Here is a 20909-nt window from a genome sequence, read left to right as displayed (position 1 = left end):
ATGGATTCATCACATGGAAGTCTGATCGACAGAATCATACATGCCTCGTTCCGGCAGAAGGCAGTCGTTTTGATGCTGGTGGGGCTCGCACTGGTTTTCGGCATATCGGCATACAACCAGATGCCTCGCAACGTCTACCCCGACATCACCATTCCGGTCTTCACCATCGTGACAGAAAACGAGGCCATGGCTCCGGAAGAAATCGAGACTATGATTACCCGGCCGATGGAGTCGGCTATGAATGGCCTGCCGGGAGTGCGACGGATTCGTTCCCAGACCACCCAGGGTCTTTCCTCGGTGGTAGTAGAGTTCGACATCGAGACCGAATTCTGGCGCGCGAGGCAATTTGTGACCGAGCGAATGAGCCAGGTTGCCGCCCAACTTCCTGCTGGCACTGAACCGCCGAACCTTTCCAGCGCAACGACTCGCCTGGCGGAAGTCTACGAGCTTGCCATCGAGGGCGACCTGCCTCCTACCGAACTGCGCGAGATCGCAGAGTGGCAGATTCGCTATAACCTGCTTACGGTTCCAGGTGTCGCCGAAGTGCTCAACACCGGCGGTCGCATGCGCCAGTACAGAGTAACAATAGAGCCTGCGAAACTGCGCTCGCACAACGTGAAGCTCGCCGAGTTCGAGGAAGCGCTCAAAAGCAGCAACGAAAACGCCGCCGGAGGCTTCATCAGCACCGGTCCGACCGAGTATACCGTGCGCGGCATCGGCAGGCTCAACTCAATTGACGATATCAGGGACACGGTAATAACCGAGCGCAATGGCGTACCGCTGTTTGTTCGTGATGTCGCGGATGTGGTGGACGGAACCGCCATCCGCAGGGGTATCGCCAGCAAAAACGGCAAGGAGACCGTGGTCGCGCTTGTGATCAAGCAGCCCAATGCGGATACGATGACTGTCGTCGAGGGCGTAGAAAAGGCAATCGAGGAAATGCGCTCGTCCCTGCCCAAAAGCGTCCATTTGACCCCTTACTACGATCAGACTCATCTGATTTCGCACTCGCTTTCGAGTGTGACGCGTGCAATATTGGTAGGAGCGGTGCTGGTTATTCTTGTGCTATTAGTGTTCCTGGGACACTTCCGCAGCACGCTCATTGTCGCCGCTTCGCTCCCGCTTTCGGTTATGATCGCAGGCATTCTGATGAGGCAGCTCGGCGTCGGGCTGAACACGATGTCACTCGGTGGGCTGGCTATTGCCGTCGGGATCATGGTCGACGCTTCGATCATTATGGTGGAAAATATCTACCACCGGTTCCACAAAAACCGTGGAAATCTGAATGATGCCCATACAAAGGAAGCTATTGCTCATAAGGCCTCAATCGAAGTTGGGCGGCCGATAGCCTTCGCCACTTTCATAATCATAGCGGTCTTCCTGCCACTCTACCTGATGGGCGGAATCGAAGGGCTTCTCTTCAGACCGCTCGCGGTGACGGTGGCTGCCGCGATGTTGGTTGCGCTGGCACTTTCGCTCACGTTCACACCGGTGCTCGCCACTCGGTTTTTGCACCCTAAGGACGGCGACGATCCCGAAGGCGAAGTGAGCTTTGTAAAGTGGATCAAGCGGGGATATGTGCCGGCTTTGGAGTATGCGCTTCAGCACCGGTGGCAGGTTATCGGTATCGCATTTGGGCTACTCATACCGACTGCCCTTGGGCTATTGGCGGTTGGTAAGGACTTCATGCCCAAGCTCGACGAGGGCGCATGGTTCGTATCCACAGTAACGCCTCCAGAGACTTCACTTGAAGAAAACAACAGAATCACCGGTCAGATCGAGCGACTTCTTGCCAAGAATCCTGATGTTGAGAGTGTGATTCGCCGTAACGGCCGTTCCGAACGGGCAATCGGGTGCGTGCTGCCGGTCAACTCGGGCGAGATGATGGTAAACCTTAAGCCCAAAAACAAGCTTTCGAAGCCAGCCGATGAGTTGATGGCGGAAGTTCGTGAGCAGATCGAGCGAATACCGGGGGTCGCGGTTGCATTCACTCAGCCGCTACAGAACAAGATAGACGAGAGCATGGAAGGCACTCCCGCGCCGCTGCAGGTCAAGCTCTTCGGTCCCGATATTCAGACTCTCGCCCAGATCGGCTCTCAGATCGAGGGGATTGTAAGGAAGACTCGCGGTGTGGCGGATGTGAAGCTGGATCAGGCCTCAGGGATTCCGCAGGTTCAGGTGCAGATAGACAGGCAGGCAGCCGCGCGCTATGGAGTCTCTGTCGTGAATATCTCCGAGCTGGTTCGACTGGCAATCGGTGGCGAAGAACTCACCCAGGTCTGGAAGGACCAACGCAGCTATGGTGTGTTTGTGAGATTTCCAGACCAGCTTAGGGGTGATATCGAGTCAATCAAGAACCTGATGGTCGATACTCCCAGTGGCTCGCAAATTCCACTTTCGCAGGTCGCGACCGTGAGCCTGTCGCAAGGCCCGAACGTGATCTGGCGTGAAGCGATGAACCGGCGCATCAGCATCGACGCGAGCATTCAGGGCCGCGATCTCGGCAGTGTGGTATCGGATATTAAGAATGGTCTTAAAGATGTCAGGCTTCCTTCAGATTACTATGTGGTCTTCGGTGGGCAGTTTCAGAACCAGCAGCGGGCGATGAAGTCGTTGATGCTCGCAACAGCCGTCGCGCTCGCTATTGTATTCATGCTGTTATTTCTCGCACTGCGCTCAGCTTCACACGCCGGGATCATCCTTGCTACCGTCCCAAGCGCGTTCATCGGCGGAGTAGCTTCATTGTTGATCACTGGAGAAAGCCTGAATGTCTCATCGGCTGTTGGGTTTATCGCCCTCTTTGGCATTGCGGTACAAAACAGCCTGGTGTTGCTGACACAAACCAGTGATTTCATCGCCGACGGACATTCCAAAGAGCAGGCGATCCGTCTTGCAAGCGTGCAAAGGCTTCGCCCGAAACTGATGACAGCTTCGTGCGCCGCCCTAGGGCTTCTACCGATTCTTTTGAGTCGAGGGGTCGGAGCAGAGATAGAGAAGCCGCTGGCGATTGTAATGGTGGGCGGCCTGGTGACATCGACTTTGTTCACATTGCTGGTTCTTCCGGCGGTGTACATGGCGCTGGAAGAAATTAAGAACCGTGGATCGGCCTATTGGGACAAACGCACTGATGGAGACAGAAACGAGAATGCGAGAACTGTGGAAACTATGAACTCTTAAGACCGGCTGTGAGGTGCATTCAAGGGACTCATCCAGCAAGTCCGACGACATTGGAGCGATTAACCTGGTTTCCTATGAGTTGTGTCAGCACACAGCCCCAAACACGCAAAAAGCGGAAAACCTCGGTTGAGAGAGTTTTCCGCTTTACATTTGGTAGCCCCGAAGGGATTCGAACCCTCGATCTCATGGCTGAGAACCATGCATCCTGGACCACTAGACGACGGGGCCACATCTTGTGCATTTCGTTGAAACGCACAAAAAGTATAGCAAATACAGAAGAACCATGTCAATACTGTCAACGCAAGAGTTCACTCTTCCTAAGTATTTGCTCTGTTCTGAAAAAAGTGAAAGTGTTTTTGGGGATAAAGCATGACTTTTGCAGTCTGACGTACACTTAATATATGAGCGAATACGACTGATTGGCGCGAGAAGAGCTGATCGAGATCATTTTGCGCCAGTAACAAGATGTTGAGGCATTAATGGCTGATGTCGAGATGTTGTGAAAATGTTCTCTAGTGGTGGCAAAGACAGTAGTGCTACCCCATCTATCAAGCCGAGTGGAGTCTTACTTGCATGATTAGGGATCTCCGCAGCATCTGCTGTGTAAGCGTATAATGTCAGTATATGCCGGAGATGTTTACATTCGTTGAGCATGTGAATGTGCTCCTAGCAACAATGCTGTCGAGCGTGCGATAATACCCGCTGTGATATCTCGGAAGATAAGTGGTGGAACCCGCTCCGCAAAAGATACCCCAGATTTGTGCGCAGTAAATAATACTCACAAAGAGTGAGTAGTTATATGTCAACTGAACTGTTGACAAAAAATGCGAGGTCATACATAATACAGTATCTATTAGAGTGCATAAGTAGTTTACTTAATCAAACGCTGGCACCATTAATTTACGACTGATTTTGGCAAAAATATATGCTTGCAATGTGGTAGTATGGGCAGGTTGTCAGATTGACAACATCTATTTATATGCTATGTATTTCATTGCAGAAGGCCATATTCAGCAAGATGCTTTGGGTATAGGGCAATTAAAAATTGTTTTCTGCTATGCTGTTATATTGATGGAAAAGTGCTATTATTATTGTTAGATTCAGCTAGCTGTTTTTTACTGATTTACGGCTCAGTAAGAGTTGATAATGAGCGTGCTGGTAGAGTGATGCTCCCACCGATCTTAATTAATTCCCATAAGCTGAACCATCTCTAATGTTTAGTTACATTTGTCGGCAGAAAGAGAATGATGTTGCGCAACGAATGCTGTAACATGTAGTATATGAAAACCAATCCAGTTGTTGATACGAGACAGCAAAAATGAACCTTCGCCAAACAGAAATAAGTAAGCTTTTAACAACAGAGCAAGAAGTAAACGTTCAGGAATTGGCTGAGCGTTTTGGCGTTTCCCAAATGACAATTCGACGAGATTTGTCGTATCTTGAGGATGAAGGCCTTGCCATTCGCAATCATGGTGGGGCGATACTTGCCGGCAAGCTGCGTTATCTTCGCGGTGCGATCCCAGAACAGGACGGTTCATCCAAAAGCATAGCGATGGGAAAACTTGCGACGAGCCTGGTCAGTGACGGGGAAACCGTAATGGTGGATAGTGGTCCATTTTCATTTGAGGTAGCCCTTCAGCTGCCCCGTGAGATTGGAATCACGCTGGCTACAACATCTCTGGGTGTTGCGCAGGCTCTATACGGTTCACGTATCAAAATTCTGCTCCTAGGTGGTTTTCTCAGAGACGACTGCCCCAGTCTCTTTGGACCTTTGACAGAACAGGCGCTTGTTGGTTTGACGGTTGACACCCTATTTGTTGACTGTGACGGTGCAGACAGCCGTGAAGGTTTTTATGTTGCCGATTTACAAGCCGCGTCACTGAAGCAGGCAATGATACGCTCCACGTTTCGTGTTGTAGTGGTGGCGGACAGTTCCAAGTTCAGTCGCCGTTCGTTTGCTCGTTTTGCGGTTCCTCAGCAGGTTCAATATCTGGTAACCGATTCCGGCATCTCTCCGCGAGACCGCGCGAATCTTGAAGAGCGAGGCGTCAAGGTCATGATTACGGAAGATGTCGAGTAGACGATAAATAACCGAGAGCCGATTCTTGCATCCTTACTTACCTCATTATTTTTATCACCTGTCATCTTTTGCTCGCCTGGCTGCATATAAAGCAAAAAATAGTTCGTGATACTTGACAATGTGCCGATTGTAGGATATTTATAAGTTAGCGAGCGGGCAGTAGACCACACTCACTCTGAAAGGCAGCAGATGTGAGTAACCCAATGGAGGTTTCTCAAATGCAAGGGAAAGTGGTAATACTGCTCATTGTTTTTGCTCTAATCATGTGCGCATGCCCATACGTGCTAGGAGCGCAAATCACCTCGATTGCTGCTGGTCAAGACTTCACCATAGCCCTTATGGGCGATGGCACTGTATGGGGTTGGGGAGCAAATGAGAGCGGTCAGCTTGGTGATGCAACAATCCAATCTCATTACTATCCAACAAGGGTGCGGAATCTCACACAGGTCACTACAATCGCTGCGGGTAAGGCACATTGCGTTGCTCTGAAGAGCGATGGCACTGTATGGTCCTGGGGACGTAACGATTATGGCCAGCTTGGCGACGGAACTATTACCACCAGCAGCACTCCAGTCCAGGTCACAGGTCTGGAAAATGTGGTAGCAGTGGCGGCCGGTTATTACCATACTCTCGCGCTTGATAGTGATGGCAGAGTGTGGGCATGGGGCAACAACGCTTATGGCCAACTTGGTGATGGAACAACCGCCGGCAGCATGACTCCGGTTCAAATATCTTCTCTATCAAATGTGACTAACATAGCTGCAAGTTATGGACATTCTGTCGCTCTCGACAGCAACGGTAATGTGTGGACATGGGGCTGGAACTATTTTGGCCAACTTGGTGATGGAACAACCATCAACAGTACTTTTCCCGTTCAAGTGCTTGGATTGACCGGAGTGACTGCCATATCGGCAGGTACCTATCACACAGTTGCTTTAAAGGGCAACGGCACCGTGTGGTCTTGGGGAATGAACAATGGCGGCCAACTTGGTGATGGGACGACAGATAACAGCAGCATCCCCGTCAGAGCAATAGGACTCACAGGCGTAATTGCTATTGCAGCGGGCTATGACATAAGCGCTGCCATAAAAAGCAACGGTACCGTATGGACATGGGGCTTCGATCTTACTGGTCAATCTTGCTATGTTTCTACACCGACTGTGGTGGCAACTTTAACAGGCGTAAAGTCAATAGCTGCTGGTTGCATACATATGGCGGCTCTCAAAGATAACGGCAGCGTGTGGTCTTGGGGAAGCAACTGTTACGGTCAACTAGGAATTTACTGTGAAAGTAACAGTGACACCCCGGTTCAAGCAGCAGGCCTATGCCCGGTAGTGGCTATATCAGCGGGCGTTTTCCATAATACTGTGCTCAAGAGCGATGACACTGTATGGGCATGGGGGCAGAATAATTATGGTCAACTGGGCGATGGCACAACAACCAGCAGACCTCGTCCGGTGATGACGAAAAATTTGACGGGAACTTTAGCGGTATCGGCAGGGAGCATGCATACATCCGCGCTTGAAAATGATGGTTCGGTGTGGATATGGGGACAGAATTTACTTCCATCAGCAATTTTGTCGCCTGTTCAAAAATCGGAAATAACAGACGCGATAGCAGTTGATGCAGGCAATAGATATACTTTAGTCATAAAGCACGACGGTACCGTATGGGGTTTTGGACAGAATAACTACGGTCAACTTGGAAATGGTACAACAACAAGCACATCATATCCGGTTCAGGTGTCTGGTTTAACTGGTGTAGTGGCTGTTGCATGCGGCTATTTTTATGCTCTTGCGCTCAAGAACGACGGCACTGTATGGGCATGGGGCCATGGATACCTATGCGGTGAGACATTGCAAGATAGCACCATCCCCATTCAGGTTCTCGGGCTGAGTGGAATTGTGGCAATATCTGCAGGCAATGATCACGGCATAGCACTTAAATGCGACGGTACCATATGGGCTTGGGGGCGCAACAGTTACGGTCAGCTTGGCAATGGAACTACAACAGGAAGTTATCCACCAAGTAAAATACAGAGTCTTACAGGAATCACGGCGATTAGTGCGAGTTATAATTATTTCAACCTCGCACTAAAAAATGACGGCACAGTATGGGCTTGGGGAAGGAATGAACGCGGTCAACTTGGTGATGGTACGACATATACTCATGCCGTTCCATTTCAAGTGCCGATCGTCAGTAACATAAAGGCAATATCTGCAGGTGTGTATCACAGCATTGCTCTCGGCTGTGAGGGCACATTATGGACGTGGGGCGATAATTATTATGGCCAACTTGGTGATGGCACCACTACATCTCACATAACACCTGCTAAGGTGCCTGATATGGTCACTTCCGATGGCGATGCTTCCGCCTCAATAACCATAAACTCGGGAGATGCCTGCACCAATTCCACGGCAGTAAGCTTGAGCATAGCCATGTCATCGGAGAGCACTGCCTCGCAAATGTGTTTCAGCAATGATGGTGTTACATATGGAGACTGGGAGTTATGTAGTAGTACAAAGAACTGGACATTGACGGATGGTGACGGTATTAAAAGCGTATATGCCAAGTTCAAAGACGATGACGACAATGAGTCAGTGCCCGTCTGTGATACTATAATTCTTGATACCACCGGACCGGTGATATCCGGTGTCAGCATCAGGACTCCATACGGAACTACCCCATGCATGTTTGCTGCAGGGGATATACTGAATGTCGATGCCACTATAGTCGATAACTGGGGTGTGGCCTCAGCGTCTGCAAATGAAATGTCTCTTCAGAATAAATTGATATGCGGAGAATACGCATCGAATTCATGGATTTGTGATATGACGGCACTGCCCGAGATAGGCAATCATAACGTGTGCATAACTGCAACGGATGCAGCGGGCAATTCCTCTACCGATTCAAGCGCGTTTTACAGGACGGCCATGGTTGTGGCGGCGAACGGCAGGTCTTTGAATGACCCGATAATGGCAGATGCTTGTGGGCAGTTCATCTTCAGGCTGTATGGCCGGGCAAGCGTAATCGATTCGACTCACTTCAGCATCAACGATGGGTCCAGTGTGAATGTAAATGTGGTAATGTCAGATAATGCGGTCACCGGTGTAGACGATGATGACTTTGTGAGTATCAGAGGAATACTAGATACCTCCACCAATCCTCCGACACTGACCAGCGCATCCGCACTGATTACAAACTACACAAAAGGTCAGCAGTAAATAAGTCTGATGGGCCGGGGTTTCTCCGGCCCATCATTAATTAGCTGCCTTTTATGTCTTTAAGGACTTTCATCACATTGTTTTCGCCGCGCCCAAAATAGTCGTGCAGCTTCATATATTCGGCAAAGAGCCTGGAGTATACACTATGGCTTTTGGGGTTGGGCTTGTAGCTGATATCCTTTACAGCCGCCATCTTCTCCGCAGCCTGAGTTATATTGTCATAACCGCCTTTTGCTCTGCCTGCTGCCACTGCTCCCCACATGGCCGAGCCTAGCGCGCATGTCTGAGCCGATGCCGCCACCTTGAACTCTCTGTTCGCGACATCCGCATATATCTGCATCAGCAGATGGTTTTTCTCCGCCAGACCTCCACAGGCGACGATCTCATCTACCGCTATGCCGTCGCGCTCGAAGGCGTCGATGATTACCTTAGTGCCGAAAGCAGTCGCCTCAATCAGCGCTCGATAAATGTGTTCAGGTTTAGTGTCCAACTTCATACCGACAATCATGCCGGTGAGGTCTGCGTCGACCAAAACGCTTCTGTTGCCGTTCCACCAGTCCAGTGCGATCAAGCCATTTTCGCCGGGTTTTAGCCTTGAGGCTTTTTCTATGAGCAGATCGTGTATGCCCATTCCACGTGAACTGGCCTCGTTGGTATATGATGCCGGGACGCAATTATCGACAAACCATGCGAAGTGGTCACCCACGCAGCACTGCCCGGCTTCAAAACCGTAGTAGCCAGGTATGACCCCGTCCTCGACATACCCCGAGATGCCTTCGACACACTTAGGCTGACTGCCGAGAATGATATGGCAGCTGCTGGTGCCCATTATTATCACCATCGTGCCGTCTTTAGTGACAGTGGCGGCTGGAATTGCGGCATGGGCATCTATTACGGATACCGCCACAGCCGTTCCCGGTTCAATCCCCAAAGTTTGCGCCATCATGGGGGTCAGCTCGCCGGCCTTTGTTCCGACAGGCAGGATGTTGCGGCTCATTTTCTCATCTATTATGCGTTCGATCCGCGGGTTCAGCGCGCGCAGGAAGTCATTTGATGGAAAGCATTCCTGTTTGTCCCACATAGACTTATATCCCGCCGCGCATGCGCTTCTGGCCTCCACGCCGGTAAGTTTCATGGCGATCCAATCGCCTGCTTCAATGAATTTATCCGCTGCGGCATATACTTCTGGGGCCTCATCAAGTATCTGGAGGAGTTTCGGGAAGAACCACTCGGAACTAACCTTGCCGCCATATCTGTCTAGAAAAGTCTCACCCCGTGCCAGGGCAACTTCAGTTACCTTGTTCGCCTCCGGCTGAGCGGCATGGTGCTTCCAGAGCTTGACCCATGCATGCGGGTTCTTTTCCCACTTGGGGTCGAAGCACAGCGGCTCGCCATTTTTGTCTATGGGCAATATCGTGCACGCTGTGAAGTCCAGACCTATCCCGACTACATCCTCAGGCTTTGCGCTTGCATCTGCCATCACACTCCGTACGACTTTTTCAAGGCATGTCAGGTAATCACGAGGGTCCTGAAGTGCCCAGTCCGGCGGCAGCTTTGCGCCTGATGTGGGCAACACGTCGTCAATCACGCCGCTCGGATAGTCACAGACGCTAGTCGCAATCTCATTGCCCGTTTCCACATCCACCAGCAGAGCGCGAGCAGAGAGTGTCCCAAAGTCGATTCCCAGGGCGTATTTCATCACTTGACCCTTTCCCAAATGGGCAGTATTCTCTCTGACTGTCTCGGACCAAGGATTATCGGGCTGATTCCTGTTATCTCGCAGTAGTAGTTAAGCTCTTTGACCACATCGCCATAGACACCATGAGCATGATTAGCCGGGAAAGCAGACAGGAATTCGTCGAAGCTGCAGTCGAGCCTTGCATGCACATGCGGCCATGTCGGGTCTGTCTGCGCATTGAGTCTCTTTCGCTCTTCGGCTGGCAGGTCCACAACTTCGCCGGGCACTATCGCCATAAACGGCTTCTCGTCCCACAGTCCCAGCCTGGCGAAGGTCATCTTGCCTGGCGCTGCATCGAACTCAACGGATGCGCCCCCAGCCTTGAAATAGAATTCCAGCGCCGGATGGAATGTGATTTTCTTGAAGTTTTCATTCGGGTCATAGCTGCGGGAAGCATACCATGATGAGTGATTGCCGGAGTTGCACCAGTCCCAGATATCGAGTTCTGGGTGATAGAGCCGGACATCCATAAACAGGGTCGGCAGACCGCCGCTGATATATTTGAGCGACTGCATCGTTATCGCAGCGTACGAATCAGCTTCAGTGGCGCAGACTGTAGGCTCTTTGGGTCCACGCCAATCATATGGGTCGTTCATTATCATCTCAGGCACATCGCCCAAGCATATATATTCCGTAAGCTCCCGCTGGCCCTTCAGACCGCAGAAGTCAAACCCCTTTTCCTTGTTGACAGCCTCCATCGCCAGGTATATCCCGATCTGGGTCTTCAGGGTTTCCGGGGTGAGCATCTTGCCGTCATAGAGCAGCCGGTCGCCGAGCATTTCCTCAAACCACTTTAGCCCGGCCTCGATCTCTTTTTGAGGTATAGTTTTCATTGTCTCGACAAGCTGCAATTGGTCTATCTGACAGCAAGTCGTGCCGAATGCTTTCAGGGTGGGGGTTAAATGGAAATAGCCGGTCTCCATACCCATGGAGTGGCCGCCGTAGAGACCATAGACCTCATTTTTCATGGTCGTGGCTGCCTGTGATGCTCTCAGCCAGGCGAAAACGTTTTTCTGGACTTCCGGGTCATCAATCTCACCGACTATGCGATGGGTACGCCTGCCTGCCTGCCTCAAAGCACCGTCGCTTGCCAGCAGACCCACATTGCCGGGATATTTGCCGTTGTTGTTAGACAGCGAGAGTATTGGAATATCGGATCCCAGGCTGTTTACCAGAGGCCAGGCGAGGAAGGGGAAGTTCCAGACGTTATAGCACATAATAAGCTGTTTTACATTAGCCCGAGCCAGTTCTTCTCCGACTTCCTGAGCCACTCTGACCGATGTGATAGTCTTTGACGCCGTAATCACTTCCGGCGCGCTGCCGTCCTGATTTCTCATGCCCTTTCGGATAATAGCCGCCCACTTGTCGACCACGGCCATATTTTCATTGACGTTCTGTGTCCAAACGTGCTCGCGCTCATCATTGAGCATAACCAACCCGATAGGCGTGCTTCTCATTTGATTGCTCCTCTGCCAATGTTATAAATATATAGTAGATAATGCTGCAAAGAGTGTCAAATTGGCTTGACCGGTGCCTTTCAAAATGCTAAAGTGGACAAGTTTGATCGCGTCGATACGGTGCGTTTTAGGACACCATTGAACAATTATATGACTGAGCGCTTTTCATGGTTCTCAGCTATTTCCAAGAGAGGAAACGGATGGACTATAGCAGTTTAGATCGAACAATTCAATCGATTAAAGACAAAAAAGAGGCTCTTGTACAGGTCGAGGCCTTGAGAGGGTGGTCCCACAAGATTGTTGATGGTTTCGATGAGCCATGCGAGGCTCTCTTTGCGGGTGAACATGAGATTGCCAATAGCGGGTACACATGGTCATCTGCGCGCGGTGATGCGTGGTTCTGGAAAGAGGTCATTTTGCCGGAGGAAGTCTGCGGTATCGGTCTTGCAGGTTCGTCTGCGGATTTCATCTTCATATTTCCAATTGGCTCCACTATATTCCTCAATGGTAAGCGTATCTATCATGAGCCGTTCTGGTCGGACACAAGAGCAATAGAGCTTAAGGTGCTGGATAGTTGCAAGCCCGGCGAAAAGCTGCTCTTCGCCGTCAAGGCCAAGAGCGGTGATGGTTTCGGGGCTTTCCTGGATACGTTCTTAAGAATTGAATCGCTGGACAAAGTCGGCTGTGAGATGGATATGTTTGTCGGGCAGCTCGAGCTGTGCAAATACTATACTCAGTCTGCTCCTACTACCGAAAAAGAGTCTCTGCTTCAAAAAGCGGTGGATGCGATAGACCTTGATGCCCTTGAAAACAACGACTGGTCGCGCTGGAGTGAATGCGTGAAGAGTGCAGTAGACATCCTGATGCCTTTTGACGCCGATGCAAAGAAATTTGAGATCGATCTCATCGCACATTCGCACATTGATATGAACTGGCTCTGGCCGTGGAACGAAACTGTCGATCTCTGCAAGCGAGATTTTTCAGCTATGGATTCTTTGATGAGCCGCTATGATGACTTTGTGTTTTCGCAGAGCCAGGTGGCTGTCTATAAAGCTATGCAGGACTATCACCCTGACGTCTTCGAGCGCATCAAGGAACGCATTGCTCAGGGCAAGTGGGAAGTGACGGCCAGCACTTGGGTCGAGGGTGATCTCAACACTGCTATGGGCGAGACTCTTATCAGGCAGATACTCCACTCCAAGCGCTACCTGCGCGAGAATTTTAATATAGAGCCGAGAGTATGCTGGGAGCCGGACACGTTCGGTCATCCGGCCACATATCCTCAGATTCTCAAAAAGAGCGGCATAGATTATTACTACTTCTGCCGTGCAGGCAAGGGCTACTCGGCGTTTCTGTGGCAGTCTCCCGACGGCTCGCAGGTGCAGGCATATAATGACTATGGCTATGGCGGGGATCTTTCGCCCTGGATTTTCCTTGAGTCGATAAAGCGGGTGAATGATCAGATCGGCGTTAAGTCTGGTCTCAAAGTCTACGGCACTGGCGATCACGGCGGGTCGGCTACCGCAAAGGATATCGAGCGGGGCATAGAACTCGGCAAGACTCCATTTTTTCCGAAGACAAAGATGAACAGCTTTGTCAACTTCTCAGAGAAAATAAAGGCTTCCGGCGCGAAACTGCCTGTAGTCGAAGATGAGCTTAATACGATCTTTGAGGGCTGCTACAGCAGTCATGGCGATATCAAGTGGCTCAACAGATATGGTGAGACGAGTCTGCTTACTGCTGAGACTCTTGCTGCCTTGGCTTCAATTGATGCTGGTCTTGATTATCCGATCAAGACACTGGCCGATGCATGGAAGAACCAGTGTTTCCATCAGTTCCATGACATACTCTGCGGGTGCGCCATAGGCTCGACCTATAGAGAGGCCGCCGAGACTCTCAAGCCCTCGCATGATTCCTTGATGTCGATAATATCCGATTCCGCCTCCAAGTTTGCAAGCAGGGTCGATACTGGATCTGGTGAGCCTAAGGTTGTGGTCATCAACCAGCTTGCCTGGGATCGCACGGATCTGGTGGAGGTAGATATTAAGTCGATAGGCAAAGACCTGACGAATGTCTCGGTCAAGGACGAATCCGGCAAACTATTCCCGGCTCAAATCCTCGATGGCAAACTTGTGTTCGTCGCAAAGGACGTGCCGTCGCTTGGCTGCAAGGTCTATTCAATTGTTGATGAAAAGGCCGACACCGATATTAAGGCCGATGAGGCCGAACTGAATGTTGAGAACGATCTCATCAAAGTCAGTATCAATCCGAACTCAGGGGCAGTCAGTTCACTGCTGCTCAAGAAGGATAATATCGAGTTTGCTCAGCCCAAGCAGGGCTGGGGACCTGAGGGTAAAGTCAATGCCGGTATGCTCAACAGATTCATGATATACTTTGAGCAGCCGCACCCAATGTCCGCATGGAATATCGGCGACATCACCAGGGTGGACAGTCTGATATCCGGCGCCGAGGTCAAAGTGGTGGAGAGCGGACCGGTCGCAGCAGCCATCGAGGTGAAGCATAAGTTCCTCAGTTCCAGCCTGACCCAGCAGATAAGGGTGTATATGGGTATGGATCGGGTCGATTTTGTTACCGAAGTCGACTGGCATGAAAAGGGTGGTGCAACGCACGACGCACCCATGCTCAAGACCACCTTTACTCCATACCTAGGCGACAGCAAGGCGGCATATGAAATTCCGTTTGGAGCCATCGAGCGCACGGCAAATGGACAGGAAGTGCCGGCACTGCGCTGGGCGGACTTGTCCGATTCCAAAGCAGGCATCACACTTGCCAATAATTGCAAATATGGCCACAGCGCCCAGGGCAATACTTTGGCTCTCACGCTTGTCAGAGCTTCATATGAGCCGGACAACAACCCGGACGAATGGCTGCATCACTTCACATACTCGATCTTCCCGCATGCGGGCAGTTGGAAAGACTCCGGCGCAATATGCGGCGCATCGCAGTTGAACCAGCCTCTGGTGAGCGTAGTGGAGCCTGCGCATGCAGGCGCACTGAAACCGGGTGAACCGATGCTTAACCTGGATTCGGATAGTGTGATAATCTCGGCTGTGAAATTTGCAGAAGATCAGCCAAGTGACGGCGCAGCAGTCATCGTAAGGCTGTTCGAGAGTAAAGACGAACCCGCCAAGGCAGTTCTCTCCACCAAATGGTCCATCATAAAGGCTGAGGAGACGAACATGCTGGAAGAGCAGGGCAAGGCTCTGCAAGCCAACGGCAACTCCATATCTCTGGACTTTGGCAAGAGCGAGATAAAGACTATCAAGCTCTACGTCAAGAAGTAGAGAATGGAAACAGCCGGGCAAATCCACAATCGAGAGTACAGATAACAAAGGCCGGGGTCTTTCGATCCCGGCCCAAAGTCTACAATTGAGGTCAATAATAGTTCAGGGATGTTTCGGAAGAGCCTACCTCAACTATATCGTAATACCTGTCGAGAGTATAGCTTACGTAGACTGACTTTTGCTGACCGGAGTCATCTATATATGTATGCTTGGCGGATGCGGTGTAATTGCCGTCTGTGCGCTGCCTCACCGACTCCCACACAAACCCGACCGTATTCATTTGGTCGATTGCATCATTTGTCATATCTGCATAATCGTCAGAGTCGACCGAGTAGTCATATTTGCCGTCCAGCAGGACTGCAATCCTCATAGACGAGGAGATATGCCTCTTTATAAGGTCCACTCTACCATCAAGCCATGCACTGCGGATATCGGCAAGAGCATCATCCAACTGCGTCGTGTGCTGCCTGTATAGGTAGTAACCATTGCTGATGATGACCGGCGCAGAGCGATATTCAACATATATGTACGGGTCGACATATACACGCGCCGTGCTCACATACGGCAGGTATCCGAAGTAGAAATAGACCGACTTTCTGCAGCTTGGCGTGCTTCTGATATCAAATACCCAATGTGTATAGTGAGCAGGTCTATAATTAGGCTTTGACGGGTACCGGCATTGAACCGCGATCTCACGGCGGACCAGTGTTTTAGAATTTTGCGGTCTGCTGATATATCGGTCTCGATCACGGTCTCTATCGCGGTCACGAGATGCGTTCTTATCTCGATCATTCACTCGTTTGTCGGGTTGATTTGGTTTTTTATTGTCCGTCGCCGGTTTGGAGGGGCGATCAGACTTTGTGTCGCGTGCATCACCTTTGTCGCGATTGTTGTCTTGTGTGCGTTTGTTGTCACTGGCCTTATCCGGCTTTGCGCTGTCTTTGTTGTCGGTTACGCGCTTTGAGACGCTTGGCTTGTCATTTTTGCCGCGATCCTGGTTATTTGAGCGGGCGGCAAATGTGCTTCCAGTCAGTATGAAACAGAGTGACAGGATTAATATTGCCTGCATAAAGCGAGTCGGATGAATGAAACTTCGTGTAGACATTTCGATTGCCCTCCTCATTGCGTATACAATTTATTAGACGCAATACAAGAGCCTTGATTTCATAAATTTTGCGATTTGTTGTTGATTTTGATTGTGATGCGGTGTGCAGAGGCTAAAAAAGCGCATTCATTGGCCGAAAACGAACTGATGCGGTGTCCATCGACAACCAGGGCGGTTACTTTTATTGATTTAGGCAGGATCATCCGGCATGTTTTTACTTTCGTAGTGCAGTCCAGGTCTATGTCGATAGCATTTTTAGATGCGCTCAGCGAATACGTCACTCTTCCGTCTGATACTGGAAAGTCGGCTATCTTTATTTGTCGACCGGGTTCGAGCCATTCTTGCGGCACGCCCGATGCGATCAATATTCCATCTACCGATTCACGCACCAGCATATTGCGTATCAGGCTAATATATGAAGCACACATCCAGCCATGGGGCATATCTCCTGCAGCTAGGGTCAGATTCTTCATATTCATGCCCTCCGGCCAGGAATAGAACCCTTTGGTCGGATCATGATTGATACTCCACCGCAGAATGGATGCCGAGCGTCCATATTCACCCAGAATCAGGTAATCCATCGCCATATCCATGCCCGCGTATGGCCAGAACTCACCTTTGTGCTCGAAGCCTCCGTTGTGCGGTCCGATCCACTTTTTCCAGTATATATCGAATGAAGAGCGAACGAACGGGTCTGACGGCTCCAACACTCCAGTCGGCCATATTCCGCACGATGTCCCCCTAGCCATAGCCGAGCTTGTCAGGTCCTGGGGTCCGTTTGGGATATAGTCAAGCGAGTGCTGCTTAGCCGACTTGCGAATGCTGGTCCAGGTCGCATCCATCAGTGATTGGGCAGCCTTGCCGATCTGTTTTGCATCATCATAATAACCCAGGGTTTCGGCTGCATATGAGGCATCCAGCAGGCCGCGCACAGCCCAGAAATCGTCCCAATAGTGCTGCTGCTTTTCCGAACCAAGGTCTTCCGCTGACATGGACGGCGGCAGTATCCCATCTCGATCCATGCGTAGTCCGTTGATATACCGTGCTGCAGACTTGATTGCAGGCCATGCTCTGCGCAGGCTATCAATATCACCTGTGCGGCGATAGTGCCCAACGAGCGTGTAAATAGCCTGACCCGGGGCGTCATATTCGCTGTCGCCTCCGGTGCCGGTATGCGGTCGAAATCCGCCATTTGGAAGCTGCATTTTGTATAGCTGTTCCAGGCTTTGTGCAGCCAGATCCTGCCGACCGGCGAAGTAATATGCGTCGACAATATATGCGTTGTCGCGCACCCAGAACGGTCCGTATATAGCCGAACCCGGCCTCGGCGCGCCGTCATCACTCAGGATCATCAGATATGCCAGGCTTGCATAGAAACAGTCGGCATATCGTTTGTCGGGCAGAGACAGCTTCACATGATATAGCTGTTTCCCCCATTCTTTTCTGAACGACTGCATTGCTTTATCCCAATGGGAGGACGTTTCTCCTGCCGAGCCAAATCTGTTCGATACAGGTGTTTTGAATGTAAACGTGCGTGCACTGCCGGGTTTGAGGGTTATCTCATACCCTATCGCCCCTGATATCACCTGAGATTTTCTGTGTGTTTTATGAGAGCCGTATCTGGGCAGAGCGCCGTTTGCTATATAGCCGGTTATATCTATCAGTCTGTTGTCTTGTTGCGATGATATGACGGCTCCGAAGCCCTTCGGCCGACTATCACAATATATTCTTTGCGAATCGATCTCAAGAGCGTTTTCACGGCTGTTGTATTCGATGCTCTTTGCGCTCTGCATCCTGCCCGTCACGCCATATGGCAGCGCCGCCATGAATACATTGAGCGAGCGATCCTGCCGGGTGGTGTTCTTGATAGTTATGGCCGAGAAGCAGATATCCTCCGCGTCCACAAACGACGTGATCTTTGTATTGATGCCTTTTTCAGTCCATTCAACGATAGGGCAGGGCAAGTGGCCGTCCAGCAGAGACCTGCGTATATGTTTGGGCTTGAGCAGGCTGTGCGAGTTTCTGTCATAGAGATACCAATATATGGCATAGTCGGTCCGGCCGCTCTGGAGAGAGCCGTCCATGCCGACATATGCTTCTTTTGGCGAATCTGTGCTGCCTATCACACTCCATATCTTGCCATCTGCTGATGGGACGAAGTCTGCAAACAGTGACTGCCTGGGCGATATATTGAGCTTCACATACAAAAGCGCAGCAATGCCGAAAAGGAATATGACTGCGGATAAATATTTGATCCAGCGGCGTAATGGCATGATTTAATCGGGTTCCGACCGATTCTGGTTCTGGGCGTTTTGTTCTTCTTTCTGTTTGCTGGCGCAAACAGGGGCGTCTACGAATGCATACACCTGCAAGAAGACGGCCACAAGCGCAAAGACAACAGCGAGTGGTGGGAGGTTTTGAATAAATGCAGTGAGTCGTTTATCAGTGGGAAACGTGCTCACATCGGGTGTGAGCAGATAGAAAAACAGCCAGAAAACCATGGTGACAACAAAGATCACGACACCCCTGACGAACTGGCCGTTATATATCTGTCCGAACCCTGGAGCGATCGAAAGTATGGCGGCCACAGCCGGACTGCGCGCCGGTTGTCTGCTGCGATATTTCTTGGGGTTTTCCAGCATATCTTTCAGCAGGTCTTGCTGACGTTTGCCTTCGGCTATCTGCAGTATTGTTTTCGCGTATTTTTCCTCGGCCGATGCCCGCGACTTATCAGCAGACATAATGGCCTTATACGCCTCGACAGCCTCTTCCAGCTTGCCCCGAGCAAACAGCATATCGGCGGCAAACTCCCGTGCATCCAGGTCATCGGGTGATATTTCCAGAGCCTGCTTTATAGTGCGCTCGGCCTCATCATAGTCGCCTCTGCGCCGGTGGACATGCGCGGCTGTCATCAACCGATCAAATTCTGCCTGCTGTTTGATTTCCATGTCTCTTTCCCGATGGTCGGAGGTATTCCTGCCTCCGACCTGTCTTCACGGGCATTCTTGCCTGCTGCATTTGCGCATTGCAAAGAATCAGGGCAGGAATGCCCTGAACAAGTGTGTCCGGGGCAAGAATACCCCGGACGATCCACTGCTGCTTTTTTTCATATTTATGGCCTACTGAGTCTCTCGCTCCAGCTTGACCGCGGCTTCTTTCCAGAGTGATTCTATGTCATAATACTCGCGCTCTTCGGCTGCGAATATATGCACGATGACATCTCCATAGTCAACCAGCACCCACTTCGCCTGAGCATAACCCTCGGCATGGTCCTTGCGCAGACCGGCCTGTTTGCCGTCGACCAGAAGTCCGTCCGCGATAGCCTTGATATGGGTGTTGGATGTGCCGCTGCAGACCACGAAATAGTCGGCCAGCAGTGTTCTCTTGCCGACCTCCATGACCTCAATATTTTCGGCTTTCTTTTCTGAGAGAATTCTAAGGACTATGTCCAGCTTTTCTTGTGTCTCGATAGTTATGACTCCTTGCTAAGCAATTTACGCCAGGTAAATTGCACGTCTTGGCCTAGATTTCGGTATACTAGAAGCATATTCTTTGATACAAGTTCAAGGCCGTATTTACTTAGTCGCTGTAATTTCTTCCGACAATGACGGTCACATCCGCCTCGCCATCGGTTTTTGCCTCTTCTCGAATGTCGGTGCAGTTCATCAGTTTAGCGATTCGTTGGACCGGTTCGGTCTTGCCTTTATGGGCGATAACGCAGCTTTCGGGATAATCGGAACTGGGCGCATTATCCGTCCTGGTCACATCAAATCCCGCGTTCTGCAGCTTTTCTGCAGCCTTGCGGGCGGCTCCCGTTATGCCGGAGCCGTTGAGGACTTCGACCTTCGGCTCGTCTCCTTTTTTGCTGCCAAGGAAGAGCAGATTATAAGATATTACTTCTTGAGCCTCGTTCATGTCGGCAACCCAATAGCTCGCGCCGTTAATGTTTTGTGGATGCCCCGGCAGCACGTTCATGACCATCTCTTCGGGCTTGAAGTCTTTCAAGAAGTCGGCCAGGCCGTCCCAGTCGGTCAAGTTGAGGTTGCTCATTATGTATTTCTTTTCGTAAGCCTTACGCAAAACGTCGGCTCGGCCGCGCTTGGTCGGGATGCTCAGGACTCGGTTTGCAAGCGCACGCATAAAGTACTGTTGTCGCACGATCCGACCAGCCGGGACCATCTTGCCGTCTTTCATCTTATAGCCGCTGTCGCCGGTTGCGTCATGCCTGAACCGCACATAGCCTTCAGCTTGCTTACCATTCAAAAGCTGCTTATTCGGGCTGGCATGCAGGTTGATATACAGTCCGCCATGGCGGTCAGTGTAATGCATATCCTTATCGATGACTATATACACACCACCCACCAGTTCCACAAGTCCCCGCAGGCCGGAGGTATTGGTCATAACGTAATAGTCGATGGGAACGCCCAAAAGGTTCTGGACGGTCTGCATAGCCAGTGTAGGACCGCCGTGAACATTGGCCGAGTTGATCTTGCATGTGCCATGTCCGGGGATGTCGACCATTGTATCGCGAGGAATAGATATCGCCCGCACTTCCTTGGTCTTTGTGTCGATAGCCATCACCACCAGCGTGTCCGACAATCCATAGCCGTTCGAGTTGCGCTTTGAGGTGTCGTCCTCACCGATCATCAATATTCTGACCTGACGTTTATTGCCGAAAGGACCGTTCAGCAGTGACTCCCAGCCGGTTCCTGTCGCTCGCATGGACGGAAGCATGACGGCCAGGAAACTCCCTCCGGCAATACCCAACGCGGCTCCAACAACAACAACCAGGGCAATAATCCAAAAGGATGTGCCTCGCATCC

General features: G+C 50.9%; 11 protein-coding genes and 1 tRNA gene. 4 read left to right on the top strand and 8 right to left on the bottom strand.

All coding sequences use genetic code 11. The annotated features are described in order from the left end of the window. Complete coding sequence (locus LLG46_04265) at positions 1-3177, top strand: efflux RND transporter permease subunit (GenBank protein MCE5322514.1); 3177 nt, start codon at positions 1-3, stop codon at positions 3175-3177. 151 nt (positions 3178-3328) lie between these two features. Here the strand turns inward: LLG46_04265 and LLG46_04260 are convergent. Next, positions 3329-3405, bottom strand: a tRNA-Glu gene (locus LLG46_04260). A gap of 1090 nt (positions 3406-4495) precedes the next feature. Between LLG46_04260 and LLG46_04255 the strand changes: the two genes are divergently transcribed. Then, on the top strand, positions 4496-5257 hold the full coding sequence (locus tag LLG46_04255) for a DeoR/GlpR family DNA-binding transcription regulator (GenBank protein ID MCE5322513.1): 762 nt from the start codon (positions 4496-4498) through the stop codon (positions 5255-5257). 218 nt (positions 5258-5475) lie between these two features. Further along, positions 5476-8481 (top strand): hypothetical protein, encoded by a 3006-nt coding sequence (locus tag LLG46_04250; protein ID MCE5322512.1) that lies wholly within the window; start codon positions 5476-5478, stop codon positions 8479-8481. A gap of 40 nt (positions 8482-8521) precedes the next feature. Here the strand turns inward: LLG46_04250 and LLG46_04245 are convergent, their stop codons facing one another. Together LLG46_04245 and LLG46_04240 are read right to left on the bottom strand one after the other, a co-directional pair. Next, positions 8522-10183, bottom strand: coding sequence for a ribulokinase (locus LLG46_04245; protein ID MCE5322511.1), 1662 nt, complete (start codon positions 10181-10183; stop codon positions 8522-8524). Then, positions 10180-11676 (bottom strand): fucose isomerase, encoded by a 1497-nt coding sequence (locus tag LLG46_04240; GenBank protein ID MCE5322510.1) that lies wholly within the window; start codon positions 11674-11676, stop codon positions 10180-10182. The genes LLG46_04245 and LLG46_04240 overlap by 4 nt, the downstream gene beginning before the upstream one ends. A gap of 200 nt (positions 11677-11876) precedes the next feature. Here LLG46_04240 and LLG46_04235 point away from each other — a divergent pair, with 200 nt between their 5' ends. Beyond that, a complete protein-coding gene (locus tag LLG46_04235) occupies positions 11877-14981 on the top strand; it encodes a glycosyl hydrolase-related protein (protein MCE5322509.1) in 3105 nt (1034 codons plus the stop codon). A gap of 91 nt (positions 14982-15072) precedes the next feature. On the opposite strand, the gene LLG46_04230 is transcribed toward LLG46_04235, so the two are convergent. The 5 genes from LLG46_04230 to LLG46_04210 form a co-directional block, all read right to left on the bottom strand. Continuing rightward, positions 15073-16086, bottom strand: a complete 1014-nt coding sequence (locus LLG46_04230; GenBank protein MCE5322508.1) for a hypothetical protein — start codon at positions 16084-16086, stop codon at positions 15073-15075. Between the two features lie 59 nt (positions 16087-16145). Further along, entirely contained in the window at positions 16146-18359 is a 2214-nt protein-coding gene (locus LLG46_04225) for a hypothetical protein (GenBank protein ID MCE5322507.1), read from the bottom strand. 3 nt (positions 18360-18362) lie between these two features. Continuing rightward, positions 18363-19034: a tetratricopeptide repeat protein gene (locus tag LLG46_04220; protein ID MCE5322506.1), complete on the bottom strand. Its 672-nt coding sequence runs from the start codon at positions 19032-19034 to the stop codon at positions 18363-18365. 171 nt (positions 19035-19205) lie between these two features. After that, positions 19206-19520, bottom strand: a complete 315-nt coding sequence (rsfS, locus tag LLG46_04215; GenBank protein MCE5322505.1) for a ribosome silencing factor — start codon at positions 19518-19520, stop codon at positions 19206-19208. Positions 19521-19665: 145 nt separating this feature from the next. Next, complete coding sequence (locus LLG46_04210; protein MCE5322504.1) at positions 19666-20907, bottom strand: LCP family protein; 1242 nt, start codon at positions 20905-20907, stop codon at positions 19666-19668. Between the last annotated feature and the right edge of the window lie 2 nt (positions 20908-20909).

It is taken from the genome of bacterium (assembly GCA_021371935.1).
In the GTDB taxonomy this organism is placed as follows: domain Bacteria; phylum Armatimonadota; class UBA5829; order UBA5829; family UBA5829; genus UBA5829.
The sequence above is the reverse complement of the archived record's forward strand: the minus strand, read 5'-3'. Positions and strand labels throughout refer to the sequence as shown.